The sequence below is a fragment of the Thalassotalea fonticola genome, assembly GCF_032911225.1.
GTDB lineage: Bacteria > Pseudomonadota > Gammaproteobacteria > Enterobacterales > Alteromonadaceae > Thalassotalea_A > Thalassotalea_A fonticola.
On the sequence record NZ_CP136600.1, the window covers coordinates 461,462 to 486,104 of the forward strand.

The 24,643-nt window shown below is 40.4% G+C and carries 19 protein-coding genes and 1 pseudogene; 9 read left to right on the forward strand and 11 right to left on the reverse strand.

Going from position 1 to position 24,643, the window contains the following annotated elements:
• Nucleotides 1-436: 436 nt before the first annotated feature.
• The 3 genes from RI844_RS01910 to RI844_RS01920 form a co-directional block, all read right to left on the reverse strand.
• The gene (locus RI844_RS01910) at nt 437-1,582 is read right to left on the reverse strand and encodes a cupin domain-containing protein (protein ID WP_348396788.1); all 1,146 of its coding nucleotides are present in this window, start codon (nt 1,580-1,582) and stop codon (nt 437-439) included.
• A gap of 415 nt (nt 1,583-1,997) precedes the next feature.
• A complete protein-coding gene (locus RI844_RS01915) occupies nt 1,998-2,903 on the reverse strand; it encodes a YeeE/YedE thiosulfate transporter family protein (protein ID WP_348396789.1) in 906 nt (301 codons plus the stop codon).
• Between the two features lie 206 nt (nt 2,904-3,109).
• The gene (locus RI844_RS01920) at nt 3,110-3,937 is read right to left on the reverse strand and encodes a class I SAM-dependent methyltransferase (protein ID WP_348396790.1); all 828 of its coding nucleotides are present in this window, start codon (nt 3,935-3,937) and stop codon (nt 3,110-3,112) included.
• A gap of 152 nt (nt 3,938-4,089) precedes the next feature.
• Between RI844_RS01920 and RI844_RS01925 the strand changes: the two are divergent.
• From RI844_RS01925 to RI844_RS01945, 5 genes and pseudogenes are all read left to right on the forward strand, one after another.
• Nucleotides 4,090-4,335 (forward strand): annotated as a pseudogene (locus RI844_RS01925) (GmrSD restriction endonuclease domain-containing protein); the annotation flags it as partial.
• Between the two features lie 117 nt (nt 4,336-4,452).
• A complete protein-coding gene (locus RI844_RS01930; RefSeq protein ID WP_348396791.1) occupies nt 4,453-4,953 on the forward strand; it encodes a hypothetical protein in 501 nt (166 codons plus the stop codon).
• 426 nt (nt 4,954-5,379) lie between these two features.
• Nucleotides 5,380-5,829: a hypothetical protein gene (locus RI844_RS01935; RefSeq protein WP_348396792.1), complete on the forward strand. Its 450-nt coding sequence runs from the start codon at nt 5,380-5,382 to the stop codon at nt 5,827-5,829.
• A 16-nt stretch (nt 5,830-5,845) separates the two neighbouring features.
• Nucleotides 5,846-6,376: a hypothetical protein gene (locus tag RI844_RS01940; protein ID WP_348396793.1), complete on the forward strand. Its 531-nt coding sequence runs from the start codon at nt 5,846-5,848 to the stop codon at nt 6,374-6,376.
• Entirely contained in the window at nt 6,373-6,795 is a 423-nt protein-coding gene (locus RI844_RS01945; protein WP_348396794.1) for a hypothetical protein, read from the forward strand. Before RI844_RS01940 ends, RI844_RS01945 begins: the two co-directional genes overlap by 4 nt.
• A 44-nt stretch (nt 6,796-6,839) precedes the next feature.
• Here RI844_RS01945 and RI844_RS01950 read toward each other — a convergent pair whose 3' ends face one another.
• Together RI844_RS01950 and RI844_RS01955 are read right to left on the reverse strand one after the other, a co-directional pair.
• Nucleotides 6,840-7,154 carry a hypothetical protein gene (locus tag RI844_RS01950; protein ID WP_348396795.1) on the reverse strand — a complete coding sequence of 105 codons (315 nt, stop codon included), beginning with the start codon at nt 7,152-7,154 and terminating at the stop codon, nt 6,840-6,842.
• A 254-nt stretch (nt 7,155-7,408) separates the two neighbouring features.
• Nucleotides 7,409-12,634: a S8 family serine peptidase gene (locus RI844_RS01955; RefSeq protein WP_348396796.1), complete on the reverse strand. Its 5,226-nt coding sequence runs from the start codon at nt 12,632-12,634 to the stop codon at nt 7,409-7,411.
• A 229-nt stretch (nt 12,635-12,863) separates the two neighbouring features.
• Between RI844_RS01955 and RI844_RS01960 the strand changes: the two genes are divergently transcribed.
• The 4 genes from RI844_RS01960 to RI844_RS01975 are packed head-to-tail and all read left to right on the forward strand — an operon-like array spanning nt 12,864 to nt 16,033.
• A complete protein-coding gene (locus RI844_RS01960; protein ID WP_348396797.1) occupies nt 12,864-13,709 on the forward strand; it encodes a MipA/OmpV family protein in 846 nt (281 codons plus the stop codon).
• Between the two features lies 1 nt (nt 13,710).
• Entirely contained in the window at nt 13,711-14,109 is a 399-nt protein-coding gene (locus tag RI844_RS01965; RefSeq protein WP_348396798.1) for a DUF3019 domain-containing protein, read from the forward strand.
• Nucleotides 14,106-14,813, forward strand: a complete 708-nt coding sequence (locus RI844_RS01970; protein WP_348396799.1) for a response regulator transcription factor — start codon at nt 14,106-14,108, stop codon at nt 14,811-14,813. The genes RI844_RS01965 and RI844_RS01970 overlap by 4 nt, the downstream gene beginning before the upstream one ends.
• Nucleotides 14,813-16,033, forward strand: coding sequence for a sensor histidine kinase (locus RI844_RS01975; protein ID WP_348396800.1), 1,221 nt, complete (start codon nt 14,813-14,815; stop codon nt 16,031-16,033). Before RI844_RS01970 ends, RI844_RS01975 begins: the two co-directional genes overlap by 1 nt.
• A 90-nt stretch (nt 16,034-16,123) precedes the next feature.
• Here RI844_RS01975 and RI844_RS01980 read toward each other — a convergent pair whose 3' ends face one another.
• The 6 genes from RI844_RS01980 to RI844_RS02005 form a co-directional block, all read right to left on the reverse strand.
• On the reverse strand, nt 16,124-17,395 hold the full coding sequence (locus tag RI844_RS01980; protein ID WP_348396801.1) for a sensor histidine kinase: 1,272 nt from the start codon (nt 17,393-17,395) through the stop codon (nt 16,124-16,126).
• A 5-nt stretch (nt 17,396-17,400) separates the two neighbouring features.
• On the reverse strand, nt 17,401-18,798 hold the full coding sequence (locus RI844_RS01985; protein ID WP_348396802.1) for a sigma-54-dependent transcriptional regulator: 1,398 nt from the start codon (nt 18,796-18,798) through the stop codon (nt 17,401-17,403).
• Between the two features lie 87 nt (nt 18,799-18,885).
• Nucleotides 18,886-21,381: an FtsX-like permease family protein gene (locus tag RI844_RS01990; protein WP_348396803.1), complete on the reverse strand. Its 2,496-nt coding sequence runs from the start codon at nt 21,379-21,381 to the stop codon at nt 18,886-18,888.
• On the reverse strand, nt 21,378-22,073 hold the full coding sequence (locus RI844_RS01995; protein ID WP_348396804.1) for an ABC transporter ATP-binding protein: 696 nt from the start codon (nt 22,071-22,073) through the stop codon (nt 21,378-21,380). Before RI844_RS01995 ends, RI844_RS01990 begins: the two co-directional genes overlap by 4 nt.
• A gap of 67 nt (nt 22,074-22,140) precedes the next feature.
• Nucleotides 22,141-23,379 carry an efflux RND transporter periplasmic adaptor subunit gene (locus RI844_RS02000; RefSeq protein ID WP_348396805.1) on the reverse strand — a complete coding sequence of 413 codons (1,239 nt, stop codon included), beginning with the start codon at nt 23,377-23,379 and terminating at the stop codon, nt 22,141-22,143.
• Between the two features lie 207 nt (nt 23,380-23,586).
• The gene (locus tag RI844_RS02005; protein WP_348396806.1) at nt 23,587-24,639 is read right to left on the reverse strand and encodes a metal-dependent hydrolase; all 1,053 of its coding nucleotides are present in this window, start codon (nt 24,637-24,639) and stop codon (nt 23,587-23,589) included.
• Nucleotides 24,640-24,643: the final 4 nt, after the last annotated feature.

A 24,643-nucleotide genomic window follows, 5' to 3' on the forward strand; every position in this document is an offset into this window, starting at 1 on the left:
TGTCATTCCCACGAAGGTGGGAATCCATAAATCGCAGACAAAAAAAAACGATCCTTCGTCTTTCCATACTTGTTACGGAATCCATTAACCGCAAACAAGAAAATGCCTATTTCGTCATTCCCACGAAGGTGGGAATCCATAAATCGCAGACAAAAAAAAACCGATCCTTCGTCTTTCCGTACTTGTTACGGAATCCATAAATTACAAACAAGAAAATACCTATTTCGTCATTCCCACGAAGGTGGGAATCCATAAATCGCAGACAAAAAAAAGCCCCATTAAATAGTGGGGCTAAAAATTACATTTCAGGGAGGAAAACTATGAAAAGTTAACTGTGTTTAATTATACATCGGACCAGAAAAAATACCGTTAACCAAATGTAAAACACTGCAATAGTTTGTTGTTAATATTACTTTAATAGCGTTTTAAGCCATAACTACTCGCCAAAATACCAATAACCAACATCAAGTTGCTCACCTAAAAAACTAATGAAGTTTTCATTGTTGGCAAAATCATTCATTAATTCATGCCTAACTGTAACATTGTCACACAGCAGTTTTACTGCAGGGATAATATCTGCGCTTACTGTATGCTCTTCACCATTAATGTAAAACAGCCCTTGGGCAACCGAATCACTAAAATAGAAAGCTTTTAAGCCGCCAAGGCGCTTAAGCTTGTTAGATTGTAATAATTCAGAAATTACATCATTACTGTATTGCTCATCATCGGTTTGTAAATCTAGTTCATGTTTTGCCTGACTTAAAAAACTGCCGGCAAATTGACGCATTAATGGCTCGTTATCTATCAGCTGTTGCAGTTGGCTTTTAATGAGTTGAAAATCATTGCCGTTAATTTCACCACTGTTGCTGCTAAGTACGCGCTGTGGATCACTTAGCAATTGTGGCGCGAGTTCTTTATCGGTTAAATGATCAGCTAAACCGTTGACCATAGTTGCGGTTGAATTAGCTCTAAAACCTACTGAGAAACTTAATGACGCATCAATGGTTACACCATCGTGAGGAAACCCTGGTGGAATATATAAAATATCTCCGGGTAATAGCTCGGTATCAATTATTGACTCAAATGGCTCTACGTGTAACAGCGCATCATGGGCTGCGAATTCAACATGATTACCAAGTTCACCAACACGCCAATTACGTTTACCTGAGCCTTGGCAAATAAATACATCGTATAAATCGATATGTGGGCCAACACCGCCACCCGGGGTAGCAAAGCTAACCATTAAATCATCAAGACGCCAATTCGGAATAAAGCGAAACGGCTCAATCATTTCTGCTGCTTCTTCACTCCAGTGATCCAGCGCTTGCACAATTAACGACCAGCCGTTGTCGCCAAAACGTTGAAAATCGTCAAAAGGGCCAAATTCAGCCTGCCAGTTTTCATCTTTACGATACACCATACGAGATTCAACATCGCTTAAACCCGCTAAGCCGGCAATTTCGTCAGCATCAATTGGATCTACAAAGTTTTTAAACCCTTGACGGATCACCACCGGTTTTTTCTGCCAGTAGTCACGCAAAAATGTTTGGTGATTAAACTCAGTTAAATTCAACTCGAACATAAATAGCCTTTCATATATAGAACAAATAATTATGAGCGCTATGTTAACCGCAGACAGACCTAGTTTTATTGATCCAGTCGTTGTTTGTATCCCTTATATGTAAATTACCTGAAGAACTCAGCAATTGTTTTTCCAGCTTTCAGCCGTCACTGCAACTATCTCTTCTTCACTCCAACACTTACTGCCGCGAACGACTAAATGGATTTAGGAGTTAGAGCGACGCAGGATGCCAGAGCCGAAACGAGAAACCATAAATCGCAGACAAAAAAAACCTCCAAAAGGTAGGAGGCTAAAAATTACATTTCAGGGAGGAAAACTATGAAAAGTTAACTGTGTTTAATTATACATCCGACCAGATAAAATACCGTTAACCAATTGTAAAACACTGCAATAGTTTGTTGTTTAGCAAATGCGATTAAGTCTTCATTAATTTATGAACGAACAAACCTAACCGTATACCAACTAACATCCCTAATACCGAAACAAAGCCTGCAGGCGAAAAGCTAGGCAGTGAAATTAACAGCTGAGAATCATTACCGCCCATTGCTAAAGCTGCGCCTAACCCCATAAGCGAGCCGGCAAATAAATGAGTAGCAACAGCTGTTAAACTTATGCCTTGTAATTCAAACTTTTTAGACCGCCAGGCTGCCAAAAACATACCGCTAATTAACGCGATAAAAAGTATATAACGCTCGAGCTTTGGCCAAGCTTGTTGATTTTCATGCAATAGGGTATCGATAACATGGTGTAGTAAACCGCTAGGTGTCCAATGTCGTTCATATAAAAATAAAAAGCCGGCAAGCAACCCTATACCTAACATTGAAAACCAAAGTCGTTTGCGTTTGTTATCCCCAAATAGAGACCAAACCAAAATAGCCAAAGACAATATAATTAAACTGCCATTAACAATAGTACTATTATGCTTAACTGCGATTAGTTCTATTTGTGGTTGCCAATAATATAAAACCGACCAGCCGACTAACCAGCCTAATATAGTCACTATCATCTTTAAGTCGCCCCGAGCGAGCTTACTTAACGTAGATACACCACAACCATGATTTAACGCCGTACCAAGACCAAAAACAACACCGCCAAATACAAACCACCAACTTGCAGAGTAGGTAGGTATATCAACTGGTGTATTTAAATAATTGGATAATAAAATAGCAACCCAAAAAAATACGCCGCTAAGTAAAATTGCAATTAAAAACTCATGGTTACCATCCACACTTTCGTTTACGCCACGCACCATACAAAGGCCCGTGGTTTGAGCCAAGTAACCAATAAAGCAAACTAAAATAATCGCAACAAGCAATAACATTAAAAAACATTATAGAAATGATCTGTGTTCTTTAATTAAAGCAAATTACTCGTTATTTGCTGGAAAAATATAAAAAGAGTGCGGTAGTATTTTTGTTTATATTAATAATTAAAAATATCAGCGATATCACAACCGCAATGTTGGTACACATTTCAATAGATAAAGCTAAGTTCTTTTTATTCATAATGTTCTACTGTATCTAATGTTTAAGGCTTTTCAGCAATAATTTCAACAGGGGCTATTAAATTATTACCAATGTTTTCGATCATGTTTTTTACTTTGCCTGCTGCGCTTTGTTGCATCAAGGTATGCAGGCCTAATGGTGGTGGGCCACCATCTGCTTCTATTTTTGCTTTTAGTTGCTGAAAAAATTGTATGGCAAATTCATGTCGGTTGTTTATGGTTTTAATACTAAAACCGGCATCGGTTAATGCTTTTTGGTATTGTTCTGGTGTTGCCAGTTTGCTGGTGCTGTTTGTTGTTGCCCATGGTACCGGATAGGTTAATTCGCCATCTTTTTGGCGCATAATGTCGTAAACGCCAAAGCTTGTGCCAGGTTTTAATACGTTATAAATTTGCTTAAACAGTGATACTTTATCTTCTATGTTCATTCCTACATGCAACATGTAGGCGCCATCAAAGGTATTCTCGTTAAAAGGTAAATCAAGGGCGCTTCCTTGTATCAACTTAACGTTCGTAAGATTTAACCAATTACATAGCTCCTTGCCGGTTTCAATGTATTCGGCGGTTAAGTCTATGCCGCTTACTTTGGTTTTATATTGTGATGCCACATACCTTGCTGCGCCCCCTAGGCCACAGCCTACATCAAGGATATGCTGGTGCTTTTGAAAGCGCATTTGTTCAAGCAAGTGATCGGATGCTATGCGGCCGCCAATATGAAACTCATCTACCGGCGCTAAATCTTCAATAGTGACTGTTTGTGTGGTTTTATCCAATGCCACAAGGGCTGCTTTTATGGCGTTAAGCAAGTTGCCGTGCAGGTAGTGATCAGAGACCGATTTATCGTATGACATTGGTTTTATCCAACTAATTGATGATTAGTAAATATAGCACATTCGAAATGTAGCAAAACTTAAGGGGGAGTGGGTTTGTTGCCCAATCTGTTGGTCCGGTTCATTTCAAAGGGTTAGGCAAATGTTCAGTACGCTCTGGTAAATGGACTTCATCGTTTACTGGTGAAACTATCTATGATGCTTCATCTATTGATATAGACCACGTTGTACCGATTAAATGGGCTTGGGAGCATGGAGCAAGATCTTGGGGGGTTAAAAAACGTGTTGCTTTTGCTGACGCCCCGGCTAATTTACTTAGTGTTGAAGCAAGCCTGAACAGATGTAAAGGTGCGAAAGGCGTAGATGAGTGGTTAGAGCCTAAAAACAATGTCAGTATATTACGCGCTTTAAGCGAATAATTAAAAAATATCCACTTAATGCTAATCCAACCAAACTTGATTCTATTGGCAGCCTTAAAAGTACTTATTGCTCTTAGTCTATACTGAAAAGTTATTTAGTATAAAAGTGTATTGCCAATGAATGATAAATTATCAGATTATTCAAGTATTGCTGAAATAATCAGTGCTGCTGCAATAGTATTGTCACTGATTTTTGTTGGTGTACAGCTGCAAGATAATACCAAGGCAACTCGCTCAAACTCCGCTATTTCGGCCAGTACCGCAACAGCGCAGTGGTATATTACTTTGGGCAGCAATACCGAAAACAGCACCTTGTTTCGTAATTTTATAATAAAGCCAGAAACGTTAACGCAAGAGCAACGCTTTCAAGCGATTATGAATTTGCACGGTATTCTTATTATTTTTCAAAATAATTTTTATCTTGCTAATGAAGGAACGCTTGACGCAAAGATGAAAGACTCCATTGCAGAAGCTGTTGTAGTGATAAAAGACCAACCGGGCTGGCGGTTATATTGGCAAGAAAGAAGAGGGCTATTTCTTCCCGAATTTCAAACATATATTGATCAATTAACCAAGGCAGAGCGTAAAGTATCACTGGGTATTTATGGTGATAACTAAATTCGAAATTTTCTGAACCCGATGCGTTAGCATCGCCATGAACTTGTTAAGGGGCTATTCAATATCTCATTGTTAGTTTTATAGACCCTGAAATGAATTCAGGGAATGGGAAGTTCTGGATTCTGGGAATGCTAATCGTTATTCAGGGAATATTATTCATATCACACCACTTGCTGAACTCGATGCGTTAGCATCGCCCTGAGCTTGTTTCAGGGGCGATTCAGTATCTCACTGAGAGTTCTTCTTTCAGCAATAATGTGCACTTTTGTATGTATTAAAGGATTTATGTACTTAAAAAACTACTTCTGAAAACCCTTACTTTATTATTTTACCCAACGAAACAATAGCTTACAGGTTAATGTGTTTTGGCATATTACCTGCAACATACATTAGTGATGTTTATTAAATAAATGTATGGAGGTTGAAATGAATGCTTTTTACAAATTAACCTTACCTGTTTTGCTGCTTATCTCCCTTACTGGTTGTATGACTGCACAAGAGCACCGACAAGAAATTGCCGATGATTCGGCAGATAAAATGACCGTGGGAGTTGTACAAAAAGAGATCAAGGTAGGTATGTCAGGTGCCGAGGTTGCAGCTATTTTAGGCTCGCCTAATATCGTTTCTACCGACGAAAATCGAAATGAAGTATGGATTTACGACAAAATTTCTACTGAGTTTGTGCACTCTAGCAGCAGCGGCGGCCTATCTTCACTTATTTTAGGATTTGGCAGTGAAGTATTAGGCGGTGTTGGCGGCAGTTACAATAAACAAGCGGGTGCATCTTCTAAATCACAGAAAACCTTAACAATAATATTAAAATTTGATGATGAAGGGCTTATTCGAGATTTTGCTTACCACGCGTCTCGCTTTTAGACGTTAAGGAAATATCATGTTAACTAAAAACGTATTAATAATGATGGTGGTAGTTGTGATCGCAGGTTGCTCAAATAACCCACCTAAAGATGCATTTAAACTAACTCCAACTTCACTTGAGGATAAAGAAATGCAAACCCGGTCATTTGATACCTTAAATCAAGCTAATTTACTCTCTGCCAGTGGTAGTGTGTTACAAGATTTGGGTTATACCCTGGAAGAGTCTGACTCAACGATAGGGGTATTGTCGGCATCTAAAGATATTGACGCAACCGATGCTGGTCAAGTTGCTGGTGCGATAATTTTAGCCATTTTTACTGGCAGTATGACGCCAGTTGATGATCATCAAAAAATTAGAGTTTGCCTAGTGATTAATCAAAGTTTAACTAATGAAAATGCATCCCTTGCTCGTATAACCATTCAACGCATTGTTTGGAATACCGAAGGAAAAATAAGCAGAGTTCAAGTCATTAAAAACCCTGAGCTGTACAGTGCATTTTTTAGCAAGCTGTCGAAAGCTGTATTTTTAGAGGAGAATAACATATGAATACCGTCAATAAATCATGTATGGCAATAATTGTGATCTGTTTTGTTTGTAGTTGTAGTAACAAACCTAAAAGTGCCTTTGATATGAATGAGAGTCAAGTTGAGGTACGTAGCTATCAAACCAGAGCATTTGATACCACAGACAGGGTGATATTGTTGCGCTCTATTGTCGCAACGTTACAAGACTTGGATTTTGTCATTGATAAAGTCGATTCGGAATTCGGTGTTGTTTCTGCCACTAAATTAAGTGGATATTCTATCAGAATGACGATTACTATTAGGCCAAGAGGCGATAAGCAATTGTTAGTTAGAGCCAGTGGTCATTACAATTTAAAAACTATTGAGGATCCTGCTATGTATCAAGATTTTTATAGTGCTTTGAATAAGTCTACTTTTTTAACCAGTCATGAAGTGGATTAAGTCATACTTAAATTGTTCGGGTTAAATGCATGTGTTGAAATTAATTAATGAACCACATCATGGTTATTTTCAGCACAAGTATGACAAATGAAGTGATCATGCATGCGGCCACGTAAGCATGCGTTTTTACACTCAGCACACCTAGCAAAATATCGGTTGTCGCTGATCAAATTTTTAAGCTCTTGTTCAAGCTGAACATCGCTGGTATTTAATGGTAACTTTTTCACGATGCGATATTCCAACTTAGGCTCATGTGGGCCTAACCATTCAACAATTTCTACTGATATATCAATTGCGCCATTGGTTTTATCTAGCCAAATGTATTTTTTGAAATCATCAATGTTATTGCTATCAGTCATTGTTTTCTGCCTTTTATTTTTATTGTAAACATTACTTTTATATTATTACTGCTTTTCTTGGTTTAGCAATTGTTCTGAGTCGTTATTATTGGTAGTTAAAATGATTAACTATTCAAATCGTCCTTGTCGTAGTTCAAAAGGTGCCTGTAAATACCGTAGTACCAAGTAAAAAAGCCCTTAAGAGTTCTCATCTTAAGGGCTTTGCTTGGTGACCATGGTTCACCTTGCTACGTGAACCATGGTTAAATTAACATTTATTTTGCTAATGTTAATTTTTTACGTCTAAGCAAAACAACTGGCAGTAATGTTAGTGCTAACCAGCCCATTGAGCCACCAGAAGATTTCTCTGTAGGTTCAACAATCGGATCAGCATAGGTACAACTACCGTCGTCACTGTTAGCACTTGCAACAAAATTGGTTGCTGTAGTATCCATACAGCCTAAGATTGTTTGCTCTTCACCTTCACCTTCTTCATTCGCAGGGTAAGTACAACTGCCATCATCCGTATTAGCTGTTGCATCAAAGTTGTTAGCTGTAGAGTCGATACAACCCAGGTCAATATCATCAGAAACAACCGATAACATAAACTTGGTTGCGGCTAAATCGTTGCCAAAGATATTATCGGTAACTGTTACGGTAACTTGTGTCGTACCGTGCCAGTTAGTTTCAGGAGTAATAGCAATTACAGAGCCTGAAGTATGTTCATTTACCGCTGCAACAATATTGTCACCGGTCACGGTAATAGTATTGGCAGAAATGCCGCCGTCAGAATCGCTGTAACTTACCATGATGTTTTCAAGGCTGGTATTTTCAGCAATGCTTTGATCAGCAATTGCGGTAATATTGATATTTGAAGCAACCACAATATCGGCTTGTTCAGTTATTTCAGAAGTACCGTCAACACTACCGTTAATAGCAATAGATTGGGTTGTTGAAATTGCTGCACGAGTCACTTGTGCTTTAAAGTTAACCATAATCGCAGTCGATTCTGGGCCTTTAATATCATAACAAATCACTAAACCATCTTTGATCACATCATCAAGGTTGTTGTACGCTGCCGATACACCGGTGTGGCCGTTTAATGGCCAGAATCCTGCTCTTGGGCCGTTATAACCACGAACACCAATAGAGCCAGAACCGGTTTGAGTACCAAAATCAACATTGTTGTAGGCCATTACTACTTCATATTTACCTGGCACATTTGAGGTGTTACTGCGCATAAACATTTGATGATCATAACTGTCATCACGAGCATCAAAAGTAGTATTCCAGTTTAAGTCGGTACCTTTGTCATGGGTTTTTGCATTGTCCCATTCAAGTAATACGTAATCACCAAGATATGCCATAGTTACACCTGAGTCGGCGCCATACTTGGCCAACGTCATACTTTGGTTCCAGTTGTTATCTTGCGTGGCATTCCAAAGTGGGGCAAACAAGTAATCTGGTGGTGTTGAATAGCCGGTAAATGGTAATTCAAGATGAATTTGCTGTGGCACAATATCCCACGGGTTATAGTTACCCATATCAAGTTGCACCCAACCTCTTGAACTTAATACCATTTGGTTGGTTTCAAAATACGCTTCGTTATCAAAAGGTGCTAACGTAGTACTGCTGTCGGTAAGTACTGGAATAGTCAGTTCATGTACCCAGTTACCCCAGCCCCATTCGTTAACTTCAAAGAATGAGCCCCAGCTTGGTACTAAACCATAAGCGCGCAAGTCTATATAACCACCGTCAACTTCCGGTAAATACTCATCCCAAGGAGTACGACACATGGCATCAGTTTCATTGGTTGAAAGCTCATAGTTGGTCGCCCAATCGGCAGAGTTTATTTGCTCAGCATTAATGCTAAAGCCATTCTCATTTAGAGTAAGACCTTCTACGGCATTGATTGAACCGGGAACTATGGTTAAACCGTCAGTCAATTGCGCTTGTAAATTAACCATACGGTCGCTACCAGAGCGGTTTGCTTGTACCATTACACTCATGTCAACCACATCGCCTACTCGTGCATCTGTTTGAGAAGCTGTAATGGATACCGTGTTGGCACCGCGAGTGATTTTCATTGGAATGAAGGTTAATGAGCCTTGTTCATTGTCGCCAGCCTGTACTGCAATAGCGGAATGATAGATGCTGTTTGCTGCCAGTTCTTTATTCCAGCTAATGTTCATGTCTGATGTTAATTCATCGTCAGCCGATTGATTAAACTCAAAGCTGAATTCATTACTTACTTGTTTCGATACAACGCCATAACTCACGCTAATCGTATCAATGCTTTCCCACGGGTACATTAAACCGTTGGCGACAATAATTGTATAGTCACCAGCTTCAGGGTTTTCGATGGTACAAAATTCCCCTTTGGTGGTTTGCGGTAAAAATGAGCCACAAATTGCTTCGGTAAAGTGCAACTTACCGTCACCGTTAAAATCTTTAACGATGTAAATATCAGCATTAATGTATGAATTGGTTGAAAATTCTTTACTGGTTGTAGCGCTAACACCTGTTAACTCTGCAGTAAATATTGCCGAATTTTCAGCGACTGTTACTGGGATGGTGGCAATAAAATCGGCCTTTACGGTATTTAACTCAGCATCGTCTTGAATATTGAAATAACCGGCAACATTAAATAGCTGATCATTAAAACCCTGTCGAGAAAGTGCGAGTTCATCATTACTCAATTGTACCGGGGCATAAGCAACTGCGTTAATAGCAGCGGCAGGCACACCAAATGGCACGTTAGCAACAAAGGCGCTGGCGTTATCATCGGTTGCCATAATGTTTACCGTATTTGGTAGCGTTTTTCCGGTGTAAAGTGATGAATATGGCCAAATTGCCATTGGCATCGCTTCATCTTCAGCAATAAACTGAATTTCACCTTGATCGGCATGAATAGTACCATCGTACCAGGCAGAATCTACTTCGTTAAAGCTACTGTTAATCGTTAACGTAATTGATTCACCGGCTTTTAAAGTAAAAGTACTTGGCAGCACCGTCATTTTAGCGGTTGGATCCAGTGTCCAGTCATAGCTCATATGGTTTTGTTGCAGTTTTTCAACGTTCACGTTCCAAGTGCCATCTTGAGTAGCTTTCACTGTTCGAGTCCAGCTACATACACGGCCACAGTCGCGGTTAATTAACTGCGGTAAGTTCAAGTCTCGAACTCGGCCACCGTTGTGAGGGTTGGCGCGGCGAAAGTTTTCCGCGGTTTCGTCCATCACTAAACCAGAATCGATAGCACGTGCCACATTTATCAAACCATGACCGGCACGATAAGGTCCGGCAACAACTACTTCATCATAATATGGGTGTTGCATTTTAATGGCTTTTGAATCAGCACTCATCTGTAACGCCGATTGTACTTCTGAGGCACTCCATTCAGGGTGTGCTTGTCGTACTAAAGTCATTACCCCGGCAACATGCGGGCTCGCCATTGACGTACCACTGATGCGGTTCCAGTCACGGGTATCAGAAAATTCTTCGAAAGGGTTTTCTTCCGTCCAAGCAGCAAAAATATCAACCCCAGGTGCAGCAATACCCGGCGAGAATAATTCATCAACGGTAGATGATGGTCCACGCGATGAGAATACCGCTAACCAATCAGCGTCTTCATCGTTTATTTCACGAGAAACTTCAGATGCGGTAATGGTACCGGTTAATCCTGTTCCTGATGCAAGCCAAGGTTTTAACGCTTTAATTTTCCAACTTGGGCCTTCCCATTGAGCATTACTAATATGAATGCCTGGTATCACATAAGGGTCGTCATTAACCTGGTCGCCTTCAAGCGATGTATTGTAAAGCACAAAGGCTCCGCCGCCACCGAGCTGTACGTTCACTGCTTTTTGGAAGCGGGCAATATCACCACGTTCACAAACCACAATTTGATTGGCACTAAAAGTATCGGCAGCAAATGGGCTATTACAACGGGCATCACCGTAATCGGCGGCTAATACAAACTCACCGGTAAATTCGCCGGAAATTCCGGCTCCCTTTAAGGTTAGTGGCGTTAATGCGCTGTCTCCGCCGTTAAAGTTGGCTAACTCTTTACCATCAATTTTAATCGAGCGAGCGTGTGTGGTTGCGGCTACGTTTAATACCCAGGGTGATGTATGATCAACCGTGTATAACGAGTCAGTACCATAAGCCGCTCCCGAGTTACCGGCAGATAATGCTACGGCAACACCAGCTTCGCGTGCCGATAAAAATGCCATTTCAAACGCATTATCCCAAGGGAAGCTTTCACCACCACCAATCGACATATTAATAACATCGACACCATCTTTTATTGCTTGTTCTATGGCAAACAGCATGGCTTCACCGCCACAGCCGCCGGTAGGCATACACACTTGATAAGAAATAATGTTGGCTCTTGGGGCAACACCAGACACTTTGGGCATTTTTACACCAACGGGTTGGCCGTGACCATCACCAACTAAATCAGGCAACAAGTCGTCTACTTCGTATAATGTGTTTCCGGCAACGGTACTTGCTACATGCGAGCCATGGCCATTAAAGTCTTCACCAAATTCAGGCGCTAAACGCTCCGCCGGAGTCCAGTCATTTGGCGGTATCGAAAAGAATGTATCGGTAACCGTTGGATGCGTGTAAACACCAATTAACTTGTCGTTACAGCGCTCGGCAAAGTCGTCTGTTGCACAATCTCCGAGGAAATTTCCTGAGCCTAACGGGTTGGTATGTTCATAACCATCGCCATCTACCGGCGCAAAAGAAGGATGTTGAGTGTTAATGCCAGTATCTATGATACCCACTAACATGCCTTCACCCTTGTAACTGCCACCTTCAGTGGTGCCTGAGCCATTCCATACACCACCTGCACCTACATGTTCAGGGCCTACGTCAGAGTGTAACTGATACACTTTCGAGCGTTGTACGTAGGCCACTTCCGACATTTCGGCTAATTTCAGCGCTTGTGCCTGTGTAACATTTACCGTTATGGCATTAATTGCGGTGGTAAATTGTTGACGAACATCAAGGGGTAAGCCTTTGTTCGTTGCTTTGTCTACAAAGTGTTGTTGTTTATTTAACAAGTGCTTGGTGTAAGCATCAACAGCAGCTTGAGGTGCGCCAACCGCTTTTGAAGCAGAAAATAATTTTACATTATTACTTTTTCTGTTGCTAAGAACGCTGGCTTTGGTTGCTTGTAAACCGGTAATGTTACCGTCATAAGTAGCTACCGGTTGATCGAGTAACCGTACTATGTAGGTATGTGCACCGGTTAAGTCTTTCTCGAGTTTTATTTTGTCGCTAACCGATTTTGGTGTGAATTGAACATTACTTAAAGAGCCGTGGCGTAACGGTGAAAGAAATTCACTGTTAGTTTGTGCGGCCAGTTGTTTTTGCAAATTATGCAGTTTCATCATGTCAACAGCTTGTGGTAAAGAGCCACTAGCTTGAACATTGGCAGCAATGCTTGCGGCATATAATGCCGAGGTGATTGCTAATATCGTTGTTTTAATTTTCACTGGATTTCCCCTAGTTATTTTAAGGCTGATAAATAATCAGACGCCTTGATACTAATGCAGGAGATTGAAAAACTCTGGTGGATTCGTGTGCCAATTTGTCGGCGGAAACCTCGATAAATGTGCGAATTTGTGTGAGCTGTGTTTTAATTTATGATAACAAGGTATTGTTAGCACATTGTTATAGCGCTCTCTAAGTTAGTTTTTATGTTGTTTAGTAAGGTACGTATTAGTGTTTAGAAGTCATCTGCCACTTGCGGTTATATTTTTAATCTCCAGCTTGCTAGTTAAACCGGTACAAGCTTGCGAGGTCGACTGTGTTGAACAACATAGTTGGGCCGTTGGTGTTGGTCTGGGAGTAGGTGAGTTCGAAAACCCGCTATTTGACGGCAAAGATCGAAATGTCGTGGTTTTACCTTCTTTTTATTATTATGGCGAAAAGTTTTATATTGAAAATACTGAACTTGGTTATGTGTTTGTAGAAACCGATGACTGGTTGTTCAAATTTAAGGGCAAGTTCAATAACGATGGTTTGTATTATAATGATTCAATAGTCGATGACCTAATTGTTGCTGGTGCGTTTGGCCCAGGTAATTTTGAAGAGCCTGAAGAGTCAGTTTCCAGTGGCGATGTTGACCGAGACTTATCTTATATGGCCGGCATTGCCGGTGATTATTTTGTTTATGATAATTTCAAACTCTCTGTTGGTGTTTATCATGATGTTAGTGGCGTTCATGATGGCTATTCAATCAGCGCAGGTAGCCAATATGTGTGGCAGCAAGATAATTGGTTTTTGGCGGCAGGTATTGGCGCTGAATTTTTAGACTCAGATTTAAACCAATACTATTATGGGTTGCGACCTGAGGATGAAACTATCTATGGCAGTTTCAATGTTGGCTCTAATAGCAACGTTATCGGAAACTTCTCTTTATCTTACAAGATAAATAAACACTTTTCAGTTATTGGTCGTTACCAGTATAAATGGTTGGGCTCACAGATGACTGTTAGCCCCTTGGTGGAAGACGATAGTACTTCATTTTTCTTTATTGGCATTAGCAGCCAGTTTGGGTCAAACTAAAATGAAGAACTTAGGCCTAATGTCACTTATCCTGCTACTGCCATTATTGTTGCTAACACTGGCAAACGCACCAGTACAAGCGGCTGAAGCAAACATATCAATTACCCCACAAAGCTGTATGGCAAAAAGTGGCTGGTGTGAAACCGAGTTGCAAATAACTTGGCAAATGAGTGAAGAAAGCTCGGTTTGTATTAAAATAGAACACCATAAAAAACGTTATTGTTTTGACAAAGGGCAAGCGCATAAATTGCGCGTACCAGTAAAAATTGAAGGCCCCATTAAAATAGTTTTGCTGCATGGCACTAGCGAGCATGTATTGGCAACTGAAGTGTTGAATGTATTTGTTAGTGAATACAAAAAACGCAAAAGGCAGCGCCATGCCTGGAGCATAATATTATGAGCAATATAAAGCATGTGGTATTGATTGAAGACGACACCATGTTAGCCGACTTAACCCAAAGTTTCTTGCAGCAGCACAACTATAAGGTATCGGTATTTAACAGCGGTATTGCCTTTTTAGCGAAAGCAAAATCGCTAGCTATCGATATTATTGTGTGCGACATCAATATGCCTGAAATGAACGGTTTTGAGTTGTGTGCAAAAGTGAGAGAAGAATATAACGGTCCCTTTATCTTCCTTACCGCCCGTAAAGACGAAGTCGATCATATCTCTGGCCTGGAAATTGGTGCCGATGATTATATCAACAAACCGGTAAAACCCGCATTGTTATTAGCCCGCATAAAGGCCACCCTAAGAACACGTGAACGCTTGCAAACTCAAAACCCGCAAAAACGTATCGATCTCCCTGGGGTGGTTATTGATAAAGATAAGCGCTTATTGGAAGTTGCCGGCAAGCCTGTAACACTTACCTCTGACGATTTGGATTTATTATGGTTTTTAATTCTTCATAAAGATCAAACCTTAAGTCGTGATGACTTGTTCATGGAAATGATCGGCCGTAAATATGATGGCCAGGACAGAGTGATTGATGGCCGAATTAGTCGCCTTAGAAAAAAATTCAACGCCTTGGACAATAACCCTTATGAAATAAAAACGGTATGGCGTTTGGGCTATGTTTTTTCATCCCGTGAAATAGGTCAGTAATGAAACGTCAGTTTATTAAGCTGTTTTTACTCATATTAGTAAGCCTGGTATTTATATCCTGGTTGACTGAAAGTTTTATTGAGCGTGAACAAGTTCGCTCAGCATCGATTGATATTAGTTCATTAGCAGGCATTATTGGCCGCAATTCTGATCAATCACTTAATTTATCAAGTGGTAGGGTGATAGCCATCAGCAAGCTTACCTGGCCAGACGATATTAAAGATAAATTGAGCCGTGGCGAAGTTGTCTCACTAAGTAATATTGACAATCAGGTGTTTTATTACTGGTTATTTGCAGGTGATAACCAGCAAGTTGTCGAACTTGGGCCATTTGCGTTGGAACAAGATGAGAGCAATCTTTATCTTAGCTTAACAGTGCTGTTTTATAGCGTCTTTGCGCTGGTATTATTCATTTGGTTATGGCCAGTTTTTAGTGACGTGCGACAACTTATTGAATTAACCAATTTATTTTCAAAAAAGCGGCAAAAAATTCGCAGTTCTATTAAATCTACCTCGGTGATGTCGCCATTAGCCGACAGTGTTGAGAGTATGTCTCGACAAATTGTTCGGTTTTTATCATTACAACGTTTTCTCGCCAGTTCTATTTCACACGATATCCGTACTCCGTTAGCTCGCATTGGTTTTTTATTAGCGATGACAAACCCGGAAAATATCAACGAATCAAAAGACAGAATTGAAAAAGAGCTGGACGAAATAGACCGGCTTACCGATGATTTTATCGAGCTGGCTAGAATCGAAGAGTTTCATTATCAATTGAACATTCAAGCGCAAAATTTACAACCTTGGCTAGTGGAATTAATAGAAAAAATACAACATGGCACCACAATTAGTATAAATATTGCCGTAGAAGATGAAGTGTTAATTGCTCACGATGCAAAATTTTTACAACGCGCAGTGCAAAACTTACTGGCTAATGCGGTTAAATACGCTGAACAACAAGTAAATGTTACGGTTTGCCAGGTTGAAAAACAATTAGAGATACGAGTTGAAGATGACGGTACCGGCATAAATCCTGAAGAACAAGAGCGACTTACCGGCTTGTATGAACGCGGGAAATCGTCAAAAAATGGTGGTAGTGGTTACGGAATTGGTCTGGCATTTGTTAATGTAATTACCGAATGGCATGGTGGTAATGTGACCATTAAAAAATCAGCGTTGTTAAATGGCGCCTGTATCTCTGTTTTTTTACCTAACAGTTAATATCTATTATCTATCCTTATATGGTTAAGGTAACGTTATGCATTGGAATGTGAACAGGCTCATAGGCTCATTATTTTCCAATATTGCAATTCAAGTTTCAGTTTCGGCTAGCGGCCAAGACATAAATATTTTGGCCCCTTGAATGTCTTGGTTTGCTACGGTTAATTGTCCACCATGGTTGCGAATGATTTCGGCACATAACGATAAGCCAATGCCTGAACCATGCTTTTTGGTGGTATAAAATGGCGTTAGTACGTTGCTTAAATTGGCAAAGCCGGGACCGTTGTCTGTTAATTCAAGCACTTGTTCTTGTTGGTGATAATAAGCTTTGAAATTTATTTTAGTCGTTGTATGTTCGCACGCTTCTTGCGAATTTTTTAATAAATTAATCATCACTTGGGTAATTTGTTCGACGTCGCCGAAGCATTGTTCATTGCCTTTAAAATCTATTTCACAATTACTTTCGTCTATCATCGCAGTCGCTTCAGCTAGCACATCGTGAATATTGAACCATTTTATTTTTGGTGGCGGCAATTGGGCAAGCTTGCTGTATTGACCAACAAACGACAGTAGTCGCTCGCTACGCTGATGTATTCTTGTTAACACTAAGCGGGTACGTTGTTCATCTAAGTGCTCACTGCCAAGTAAAGTATCTGTCATGGAAGACATCGGAGTTAATGAATTACGCAGCTCGTGGCCCAATACTCTGATCAGGTTTTGTTGCGTAACGCTTTGATTTTTGTGCAGCAGCTGAGAAATATCCAATGCTGAAAACAGCCAATGTTTCTCGCTTAGGTGCAAGTAATTGATGCTTTGGCATTGCCAGTTATCAGCAAATTTGGGGTGGCTTAATTGGCCATTTTCTAAGGTGAAACCCAATTCAGTTGCCTTACTGCCTACTAACATCGGCTGTTGTAGTTGCTCATTCATGGCTGAATTTCGATAGGTTAATTTAAGCTGTTGATCGAATAAACAAACAGGCACCGACCATGAATCCAGCATGCCAGAGAGTAAATGCGACAAGCTGGTACTTTGAGCATTTTGCGTTGATTTTACCAAAGCTAATGCTTCAACTTCATTTTGTAATTCAGTCAGTAAATTGTCTTTGTGAGATTTTTTTAAATGTAAGTTTTGCTCGCCCTCTTTTAGCATTTGCGTATAGGTAGTGAGCTGCATGATACTTTGACACCAAAACCAATAACAACGCCACGCCAGCCAAATAAGAGGGTGCATGACGACAAATAAGGTGGTACTTATCGCCAATAAACTCCAGTTTAAACTTAGCGTTAATGCCGCAATAAGCGCCATAATTACGACAACGATTGAGCTTAGGCCCGTAATAAGCCATTTTTCATGATTCATTAATATTACTCATAGTGAATATTAAATTTTTCCAGGCGTCGGTATAAGGCATTTCGCGATATATCGAGTATTTTTGCGGCTTCTATTACTTGCCCATTTGTTACTTGCATCGCCTTTTCTATAAGTTGCTGCTCAGCTTGTTCAAGGGGTTGTAGGGTAACTCCTGTACTTTCGATATCGGTTGTATCTAGGAGGAGTTGTTGTATGCCTATTTCTGTCGTTGTTGCTAATAGTACGGCACGCTCAATCACATGGCTCAGCTCTCTGATATTGCCGGGCCAGCTATGCTGCTGCAGTTTTTTTAATGCGCCTGAGCTAAGTGTTAAGCTTGATTTTTGATACTTTTGGCCAAAGTGCTGGAGAAAGTTTTCACTCAATGGTTGCATGTCAGCTAATCGTTCACGCAGTGGCGGCATGGTGATCACTAAGGTGTTTAACCGGTACAACAAATCTTGGCGGAACTCGCCATCTTTAAGTAGTTGATTTAAATTGGCATTGGTCGCACTAATTAACCTGACGTTAGCGTGCTCTGTCTGGCTTGACCCCAATATTTCATAATGACCTGTTTCCAGTACTCTTAATAATTTCGGTTGTAGGTTTAATGGTAATGAGCCAATTTCATCGAGAAACAAGCTGCCTTGCTCGGCCAATTGAAAGCGGCCAACCCGGTGTTGTTTGGCATCGGTAAAGGCGCCTTTTTGATGACCAAATAATTCACTTTCAAACAGGTTATCTGGAATGGCAGCCATATTTACCGCAATAAACGGATTATCTTCTCGGCTTGATAATTGATGAATGCGTTCGGCTAACAAAGATTTTCCGGTGCCGTTTTCACCCAAAATAAGAACATTGGCGTCGGTTGGTGCTATTTGCATCACTAACTGCTCGATAGCTTGCATTGCTGCTGATTCTGCTATCCAATTTTTATTTTGTAGTTTGCTCTGTGGCTTACTGCTTAAAAGTTGTCGATAACCTTGGTGTTCTTGTTTTAAACGATTATGACTTAACTGCTGGCTAATACTGTTTAGTAGCTTTGCTTTATTCCAAGGTTTTTCGATAAAATCGCAGGCACCTTGTTGTAAGCCTTTTACCGCTAATTCTATGCTGCCCCAAGCGGTCATTAATATAACCGGAATATTACTTTGTTGCAGTTGTTTTAAAATGTCCAGACCTTCTTGGCCGCTGGTTGTGTCGCGACTAAAGTTCATATCAAGTAGCACCAAATCGGGCTTTTGTCGTTGAGTTTGTAACACCACTTGTTTGGCATCACTGGCTTCAATGACTTTAAAACCATTGGCACTAAGTAATAAGTCTAGTGCTAAACGAATATCTTCATCGTCATCGGCAATTAATACGGTGGCGTTGTTGGCATTGCTTCGAGTGTTGTTGTTGGCAGTATTCAAAAAAAGTCCTATAAAATGAAAGGGCTAACACCGGTTTACACTTGGTGATAGCCCTGAGTTTACTTTATTGTTTGGCGTTATACCAATTTACTCTTCACGCAATGCTTGCATAGGATCAGAGCGAATTACCCGCCAAGCCGGCATCAGTACAGACAACACTACAATAGCAATTAAGCCACTATCTAATGCGGTCATTGCCAACCAATTAAATTCAGGCAGCATTTCCAGTTGTTGTTGAATTTGCTGATAACCAACAACTGAAATAATAAAGCCTAAACCAAGGCCTATTACTAACATCCATAACGCATCTTTTAAAATAAAGCGCACTAAACGCGACTGTTTAGCACCGGTTGCCATGCGTACTGCCAGTTCATATTTACGATGATTGGTGGTCATTTGCGTTAACCCGGCAACCCCAATAGCGGCTAATAGTAATGTTAATGATGTCAAGGTGAGTACCACCCATAAGCTCACTCGTTGATTAAGTGTTTGTTGTTGCCAAATTTCAACGACTGGCATCACTTGTAAGTTACTCAAACGTGGAAATTTTCGTTTCAGTTCACTATCGATCATCTCGCTTGTTACTCTTTGCCCCTCAGGCATCATCACCGTAAATTGTAACGTTCCTCCGGTGTCTATGCGATGTGAATAAACCACAGGTAATCCTAACGGGTCGGCAATGCCGGTTTGGCTTATGGTATTGGCGACAATACCCGTTATTATCCTTACTGGAGTGTCACTGACAGGGCTTATCTGAATGGTTTTGCCAATAATTTCTTCATTAGATAAGGTTGGGAACATGGTTGTTGCCATGTTCTGATCAATCACGATGCGTTCTTCGTCATTGTCAATTTGCTCCTGGGTTAAATTGGACCCGGCGAGCATTTTAATATTGAAGGTACTAAAAAAGTCGGCACTTAAACTTCTGACCTGAAAAATTACACGCTCGTTATTATTGTTTTCATTTAGAAATACTTGAACTCGCAACGAGTCAGAAAGAGGCCCATTGTCTGCTATGATAACCTTACTGTCAGTAATGTTAGTTTCGATCGTAGTACTAACATCGTGCAGCAGTGTGCTTATTTCGTTTTGCTTGTATTGTTCGTAATCCTGCAACTTAGCAACATATTCTTCATCGGCAATCGTCAAAGAAACATTGTAAGAGTTACCAATGTCATAACCTAAGTCTTGATATACCGATTGATAGCTTTGCAGGGTGATCATCACCGAAGCCGTTAATAACATAGAGGCTATAGATAGTTGCAGTACCATTAGCACTCGACTTAACCATTGATTACTCTGCGCTTGAATACCTTTACCACTACTGTTCAGGTTATTTGCTAATGCTTTTTTATCAATATCAACTAAGGCGAGAGCGCTAAACAGTATGCTTAATAGCACTATAATGGCAAACGATGTAGCGATAGTGACGCCATTTAGTCCTATGCTATCAATCATTGGTAAACTGTCACCGGCAATTAATGGTAAGCTTTTTAGGGCCCAACCAGTTACTAATAAACCCGCAGTAGCAGCAAGTAAAAAACTTGGTAAGTTTTCAAGCAATACTAGCAATCTAACTTTCAATAAACTTGCACCTAAACTTAATTGGATAGAAAATTCTTTAGTACGGCTTTGATAATGCGCGATAAAAAGATTTAATAAATTTAAAGTCGCCATAAGGAGTAAACCAAGGGAAGCGCAAAACAGTGCAATAATTAACCCTTCAGTCTCACCCAGCATATTGCTGCGATAAGGTGCAACAATAACGTCTTTGTTAGTATTGTTGAGAAAGTTTAAAAACATTTGTAGATTATCACTGTCAACATTTGCGGTGGTGTAGTTGTTTAACCATTCATCAGTTTGCGCAATGGTTGGTAACACGGCTTCGCCATTGGTACTTTTAACGATCAGGAAATCAATTTCATTACTGATATTACCAACATTATCTTCTTGCGTGGCAACAGTGGTAAGGTTTTTTATAAACCAAACTTGTTGTGGCAAAATGGCCTCGTTACTCTTTATTGCCATTACATCTTCAATAACACCGGCAATAATAAACGACTGATTATTTACGTTCAGTTGTTTACCTATTACTGATTCTGCACCCGCGTAGGCATATTGCCAAAGACTCTCTGAGATCCACACATACTTTTGAGGCGCAGCAATGCTAACATCATCGCCTAGTAATAAGCGCGTGCCTAATACTTGTAAAATGTTATCTGATGCTTCAAACCTGGTTGTCGGATATATGCCATTGTTTATTTCAACATCTTGCTCTGTCGGGGAGATACCTGCCCATTCACCAAGATCGGCAAACTGTTGACCAAATGCAGCTAAACGGTTCATATTCCAATACGACACACTTAAGGTGTCTGACATCTTGAAACGATATTCATAAGTTTGTAATTTAGCCTCGTTTGGTACACCTTGTAATGGCTGGTACAGCAAGGTTGATGAAATAGCGGTAACACTTAACACTGCGCCTAAAGTCAGGCCTAAGGTTAAGATCAGTGGAAGACTAAGCCTTGGTAAAGCAAAAACTCTTGCTATGCCATGATAGAAGGCTTTTTTGTATAAGCTCATGCTACACCTCTTAACTTTTGCTCTGTTACTATTTGGCCATCAAGTAACTGAATTTGACGGTTTGCACATTGTGAGTAACGGGTGTCGTGCGTTACCATTACAATGGTTGAGCCATCTTTGTTTAATTGCTCAAGCAATGCCATTACTTGATCACCATTTTTACTGTCCAGGTTACCGGTTGGTTCATCCACTAAGATAAGATCTGGCTTACCGACTAATGCACGAGCAATGGCAATACGTTGTTGTTGACCACCAGATAACTGGTTAGGGCGGTAATTTTGTCGATGCCACATATCTACTTGCGTAAGTACTTCTTCAACCCGTTGTTTTATTTCGGTTTTGTTAACGTTTCTGTGCTCAAGCGGCAGGGCAACGTTTTCAAATACAGTCAAGCTGTCAATTAAATTGAATGATTGAAAAACATAACCTATGTGCTGGTTTCTAATTTGCGTACGTTGGTCAACTTTAAGTCCGGCAGTGTTAATGTCGGCTATTTGATATTCTCCTTCACTGGCACTGTCCATTAACCCCATAATTGATAATAACGTTGACTTACCACAGCCTGAAGGGCCGGTAATTGCAACAAACTCGCCTTGGTGAATTTCAAGTGAAACGCCTTGCAATGCATGAGTTTCTATTTGTTGGCCGTCGTAACGTTTGTGTACATTGTTCATTTCAACTACTTTTTTCATGGTCAAATCCTTTCTGTAAATTTGTAATTTATTTAATATTTTAATTAATGTGTATTCGTTAACGTCTCTAGTCTTGCAAAGATAACTGGCTGAACTGGGTATATTTACTGGTGTCGCTACTAACAATGTCTTCACCGGCTAAAAGACCTTCAACAACAACTAATTTATTTTGTGAAAGCTCGCCAAATGTTACGTTACGTTGCTCTAATAAGTTGCTTGTGGTGCGTACAAATACGGCTTGTTTAGAACGGGGTCTTAATCCGGGAACTTGTTTAATAAATATTGCTTTTTCGTTATGTATTACAAATACTTGCGCAGATATTGCGAGAGAAGGGCGAGCATTTGAGGTTAGCTCACCATCTAACACGGCTTCTGCTAATACAGAGCCATTGGCAACAACGCTTTCTATGCGAGTAATATGGGCAGCTATTTTGCCTTTTTGGGTGTCTATGATCACCGGGGCATTAATGTCTACTTGGTCTGCTTGATGTTGTGGTAACCGCAAACGAGCAATGAGCTCTTTATCGCTACCAACTTTTGCTAATGACTCACCTAGCTGTACACTTTGTCCTAATTCAACCTCAAGCGTTTGTAATGAACCGGTTATCCCGGCTTTTACTTGCATGTCGGCCAACTGCTGCTCTAAAAGAGTAACTTGTGAGGCTTGTTGAACAATAGTGATATCGCGCTGGGTTAGCTGGTAACCTTGCATTTCAATAAACTGTTGGTATTTTTGTTTTTCAAACTTCAACCGTTTACTTTGTTGTTTTACTGCTAACTTGGCACGTTGTAATTCAATTTTTGACGATACCCCCAAGTTCATTAAATTTTCATTAACTGATAATTCAAGTTGGGCTTTTTCAATCTCCGCTTCAATGTCGGCAATTCTGCCTTGATAATTTAAGCGTTCACTTTGTTGCTCGTATTTAAACGCTTCTAACTGTGCTTGTTGTTGTGCCAGCTGGCCTTGCGCCTGGCTAACTTCTTGCTCAAGCTTAGGATTGTTGAGATGCAAAATAACGGTCTCTGGCGTTACTTGAGTTCCTGGACGAACCAAAATTTCAGCTACTTTACCTAATGCCGGTGCCGTTAATAACCGCTCCTTTGCCGAGGCAAATTCACCGTAGGCGTTACTGTAAATATCTAATGGCCCACTACTAACTGTTTGAAAGGACAGGCTGGCAATGTCTACTGTTTTGCTTGCTTTGCTGCTAACGGCAAACGTGGCGTAACCAAGCAAACTGATAAACAGGGCAATTGCTGTAATTTTCTTCCAAGGTTTATGCTGGGCTAGTTCAATTTTCATAATTACTCATTTGTATTAACATATTATTAACTTTTTAATGAAATATACGTGCCAACTTTAAAAGTTGTTTATTTACAATGGGTTACTGGTTTGTGGTGAGGTGAGGGGAGTTACTTGTGTTCGGTTTTAAACTGACTATGTTCGGTTTTGAATTTTGCCGGTAAGCTAAGACTCTAGGCTTTTTATAGCGGGGGACAGGTTAATTGGCTATTTTAGCGTTACTTGCTGTTTACTAAAGTACTTCATTCGTTGTAATTGCCAAGTTTGCAAATTGGCATCCTGGTTTTGTCGGCACATTCCATAGCGAAACGACGGCGAGATATTTGGCCAGTGATAACGCAAATCACTAAACCATACACAAGTTTGTTGTGCTGTGTGCTGGTAGTCATAAAAAATGGGGTAAGTACTAAAGCGCTGAAATGCCTTGAACTTGGGGTGTTGCCAAACTTGCAGTGCCGGCCTTTTTATTTTTGTCTGTGTAGGCAGGGTGTTATGGTTTTGCCATTGTAATTGCTCGTGTAGTTGATAGTTTGCCGATTGCTGTTGCAAACCCATTGTACTACTAACCCATTGAGCTATCTGATCATCACCCTGTTTAATGTATGCCTGAGCAAAGCCATCCTCTGTTGGTATTATGGCTTGCCAGTATAAAGGTGAAAATGGTTGCGGCAGCAGGGTAATTGGTTGATGAACAGCACTGACCGACTGCTCAATTTCATGCTTGATGTTAATCACCAAGAGCAGATAGCAACAGGGCAGCAATAATACCAATAGCTTCATGACTTGCTGGTTTAAAACAATGACTAATAGCAAAGTACACAGCACAATTCCACTAAAGTAGGCATCAATTACAAACAATAGATTAAACGTAACCGGGTAACGACTGACGGGAGCAAACCATTGAGTGCCAAATGTAGTAAGACTGTCTAATAACGGGTGAGAAATTAAGGCCAGCAAACATAGCCCATATAGTAATTGTGTTGGCAGTTGCCAACGGCTTAACCGCTGCCAACTTTGCATGATCAACCAAGCCCACAATGGCGCCAATAACAATGAGTGGGTTTCAGCCCTGTGCCAATAAGCAAGAAAGTCTAACGGGTTTATAAAAAATAGCAGATAATCTATGTCAGGAAACAGTGCCGCACTGGCGCCTATAATGATCCGTTTTTGCCAAGTTATAATGCCTTGTTTGTTATTGCTGCGAGAGCGGGGCAATTGAGCTAGAGTGGCGCCAACAATAGCATGAGTTAGTGCATCCATTGAC

Coding starts and splice junctions, on each gene's coding strand:
- RI844_RS01990 (WP_348396803.1), bottom strand. CDS start 21,381: ATGAGCTTATACAAAAAAGCCTTCTATCATGGCATAGCAAGAGTTTTT.
- RI844_RS01915 (WP_348396789.1), bottom strand. CDS start 2,903: ATGTTATTGCTTGTTGCGATTATTTTAGTTTGCTTTATTGGTTACTTG.
- RI844_RS01995 (WP_348396804.1), bottom strand. CDS start 22,073: ATGAAAAAAGTAGTTGAAATGAACAATGTACACAAACGTTACGACGGC.
- RI844_RS01950 (WP_348396795.1), bottom strand. CDS start 7,154: ATGACTGATAGCAATAACATTGATGATTTCAAAAAATACATTTGGCTA.
- RI844_RS01970 (WP_348396799.1), top strand. CDS start 14,106: ATGAGCAATATAAAGCATGTGGTATTGATTGAAGACGACACCATGTTA.
- RI844_RS01980 (WP_348396801.1), bottom strand. CDS start 17,395: ATGAATCATGAAAAATGGCTTATTACGGGCCTAAGCTCAATCGTTGTC.
- RI844_RS01935 (WP_348396792.1), top strand. CDS start 5,380: ATGAATGCTTTTTACAAATTAACCTTACCTGTTTTGCTGCTTATCTCC.
- RI844_RS01940 (WP_348396793.1), top strand. CDS start 5,846: ATGTTAACTAAAAACGTATTAATAATGATGGTGGTAGTTGTGATCGCA.
- RI844_RS01910 (WP_348396788.1), bottom strand. CDS start 1,582: ATGTTCGAGTTGAATTTAACTGAGTTTAATCACCAAACATTTTTGCGT.
- RI844_RS01945 (WP_348396794.1), top strand. CDS start 6,373: ATGAATACCGTCAATAAATCATGTATGGCAATAATTGTGATCTGTTTT.
- RI844_RS01930 (WP_348396791.1), top strand. CDS start 4,453: ATGAATGATAAATTATCAGATTATTCAAGTATTGCTGAAATAATCAGT.
- RI844_RS02005 (WP_348396806.1), bottom strand. CDS start 24,639: ATGGATGCACTAACTCATGCTATTGTTGGCGCCACTCTAGCTCAATTG.
- RI844_RS02000 (WP_348396805.1), bottom strand. CDS start 23,379: ATGAAAATTGAACTAGCCCAGCATAAACCTTGGAAGAAAATTACAGCA.
- RI844_RS01920 (WP_348396790.1), bottom strand. CDS start 3,937: ATGTCATACGATAAATCGGTCTCTGATCACTACCTGCACGGCAACTTG.
- RI844_RS01975 (WP_348396800.1), top strand. CDS start 14,813: ATGAAACGTCAGTTTATTAAGCTGTTTTTACTCATATTAGTAAGCCTG.
- RI844_RS01965 (WP_348396798.1), top strand. CDS start 13,711: ATGAAGAACTTAGGCCTAATGTCACTTATCCTGCTACTGCCATTATTG.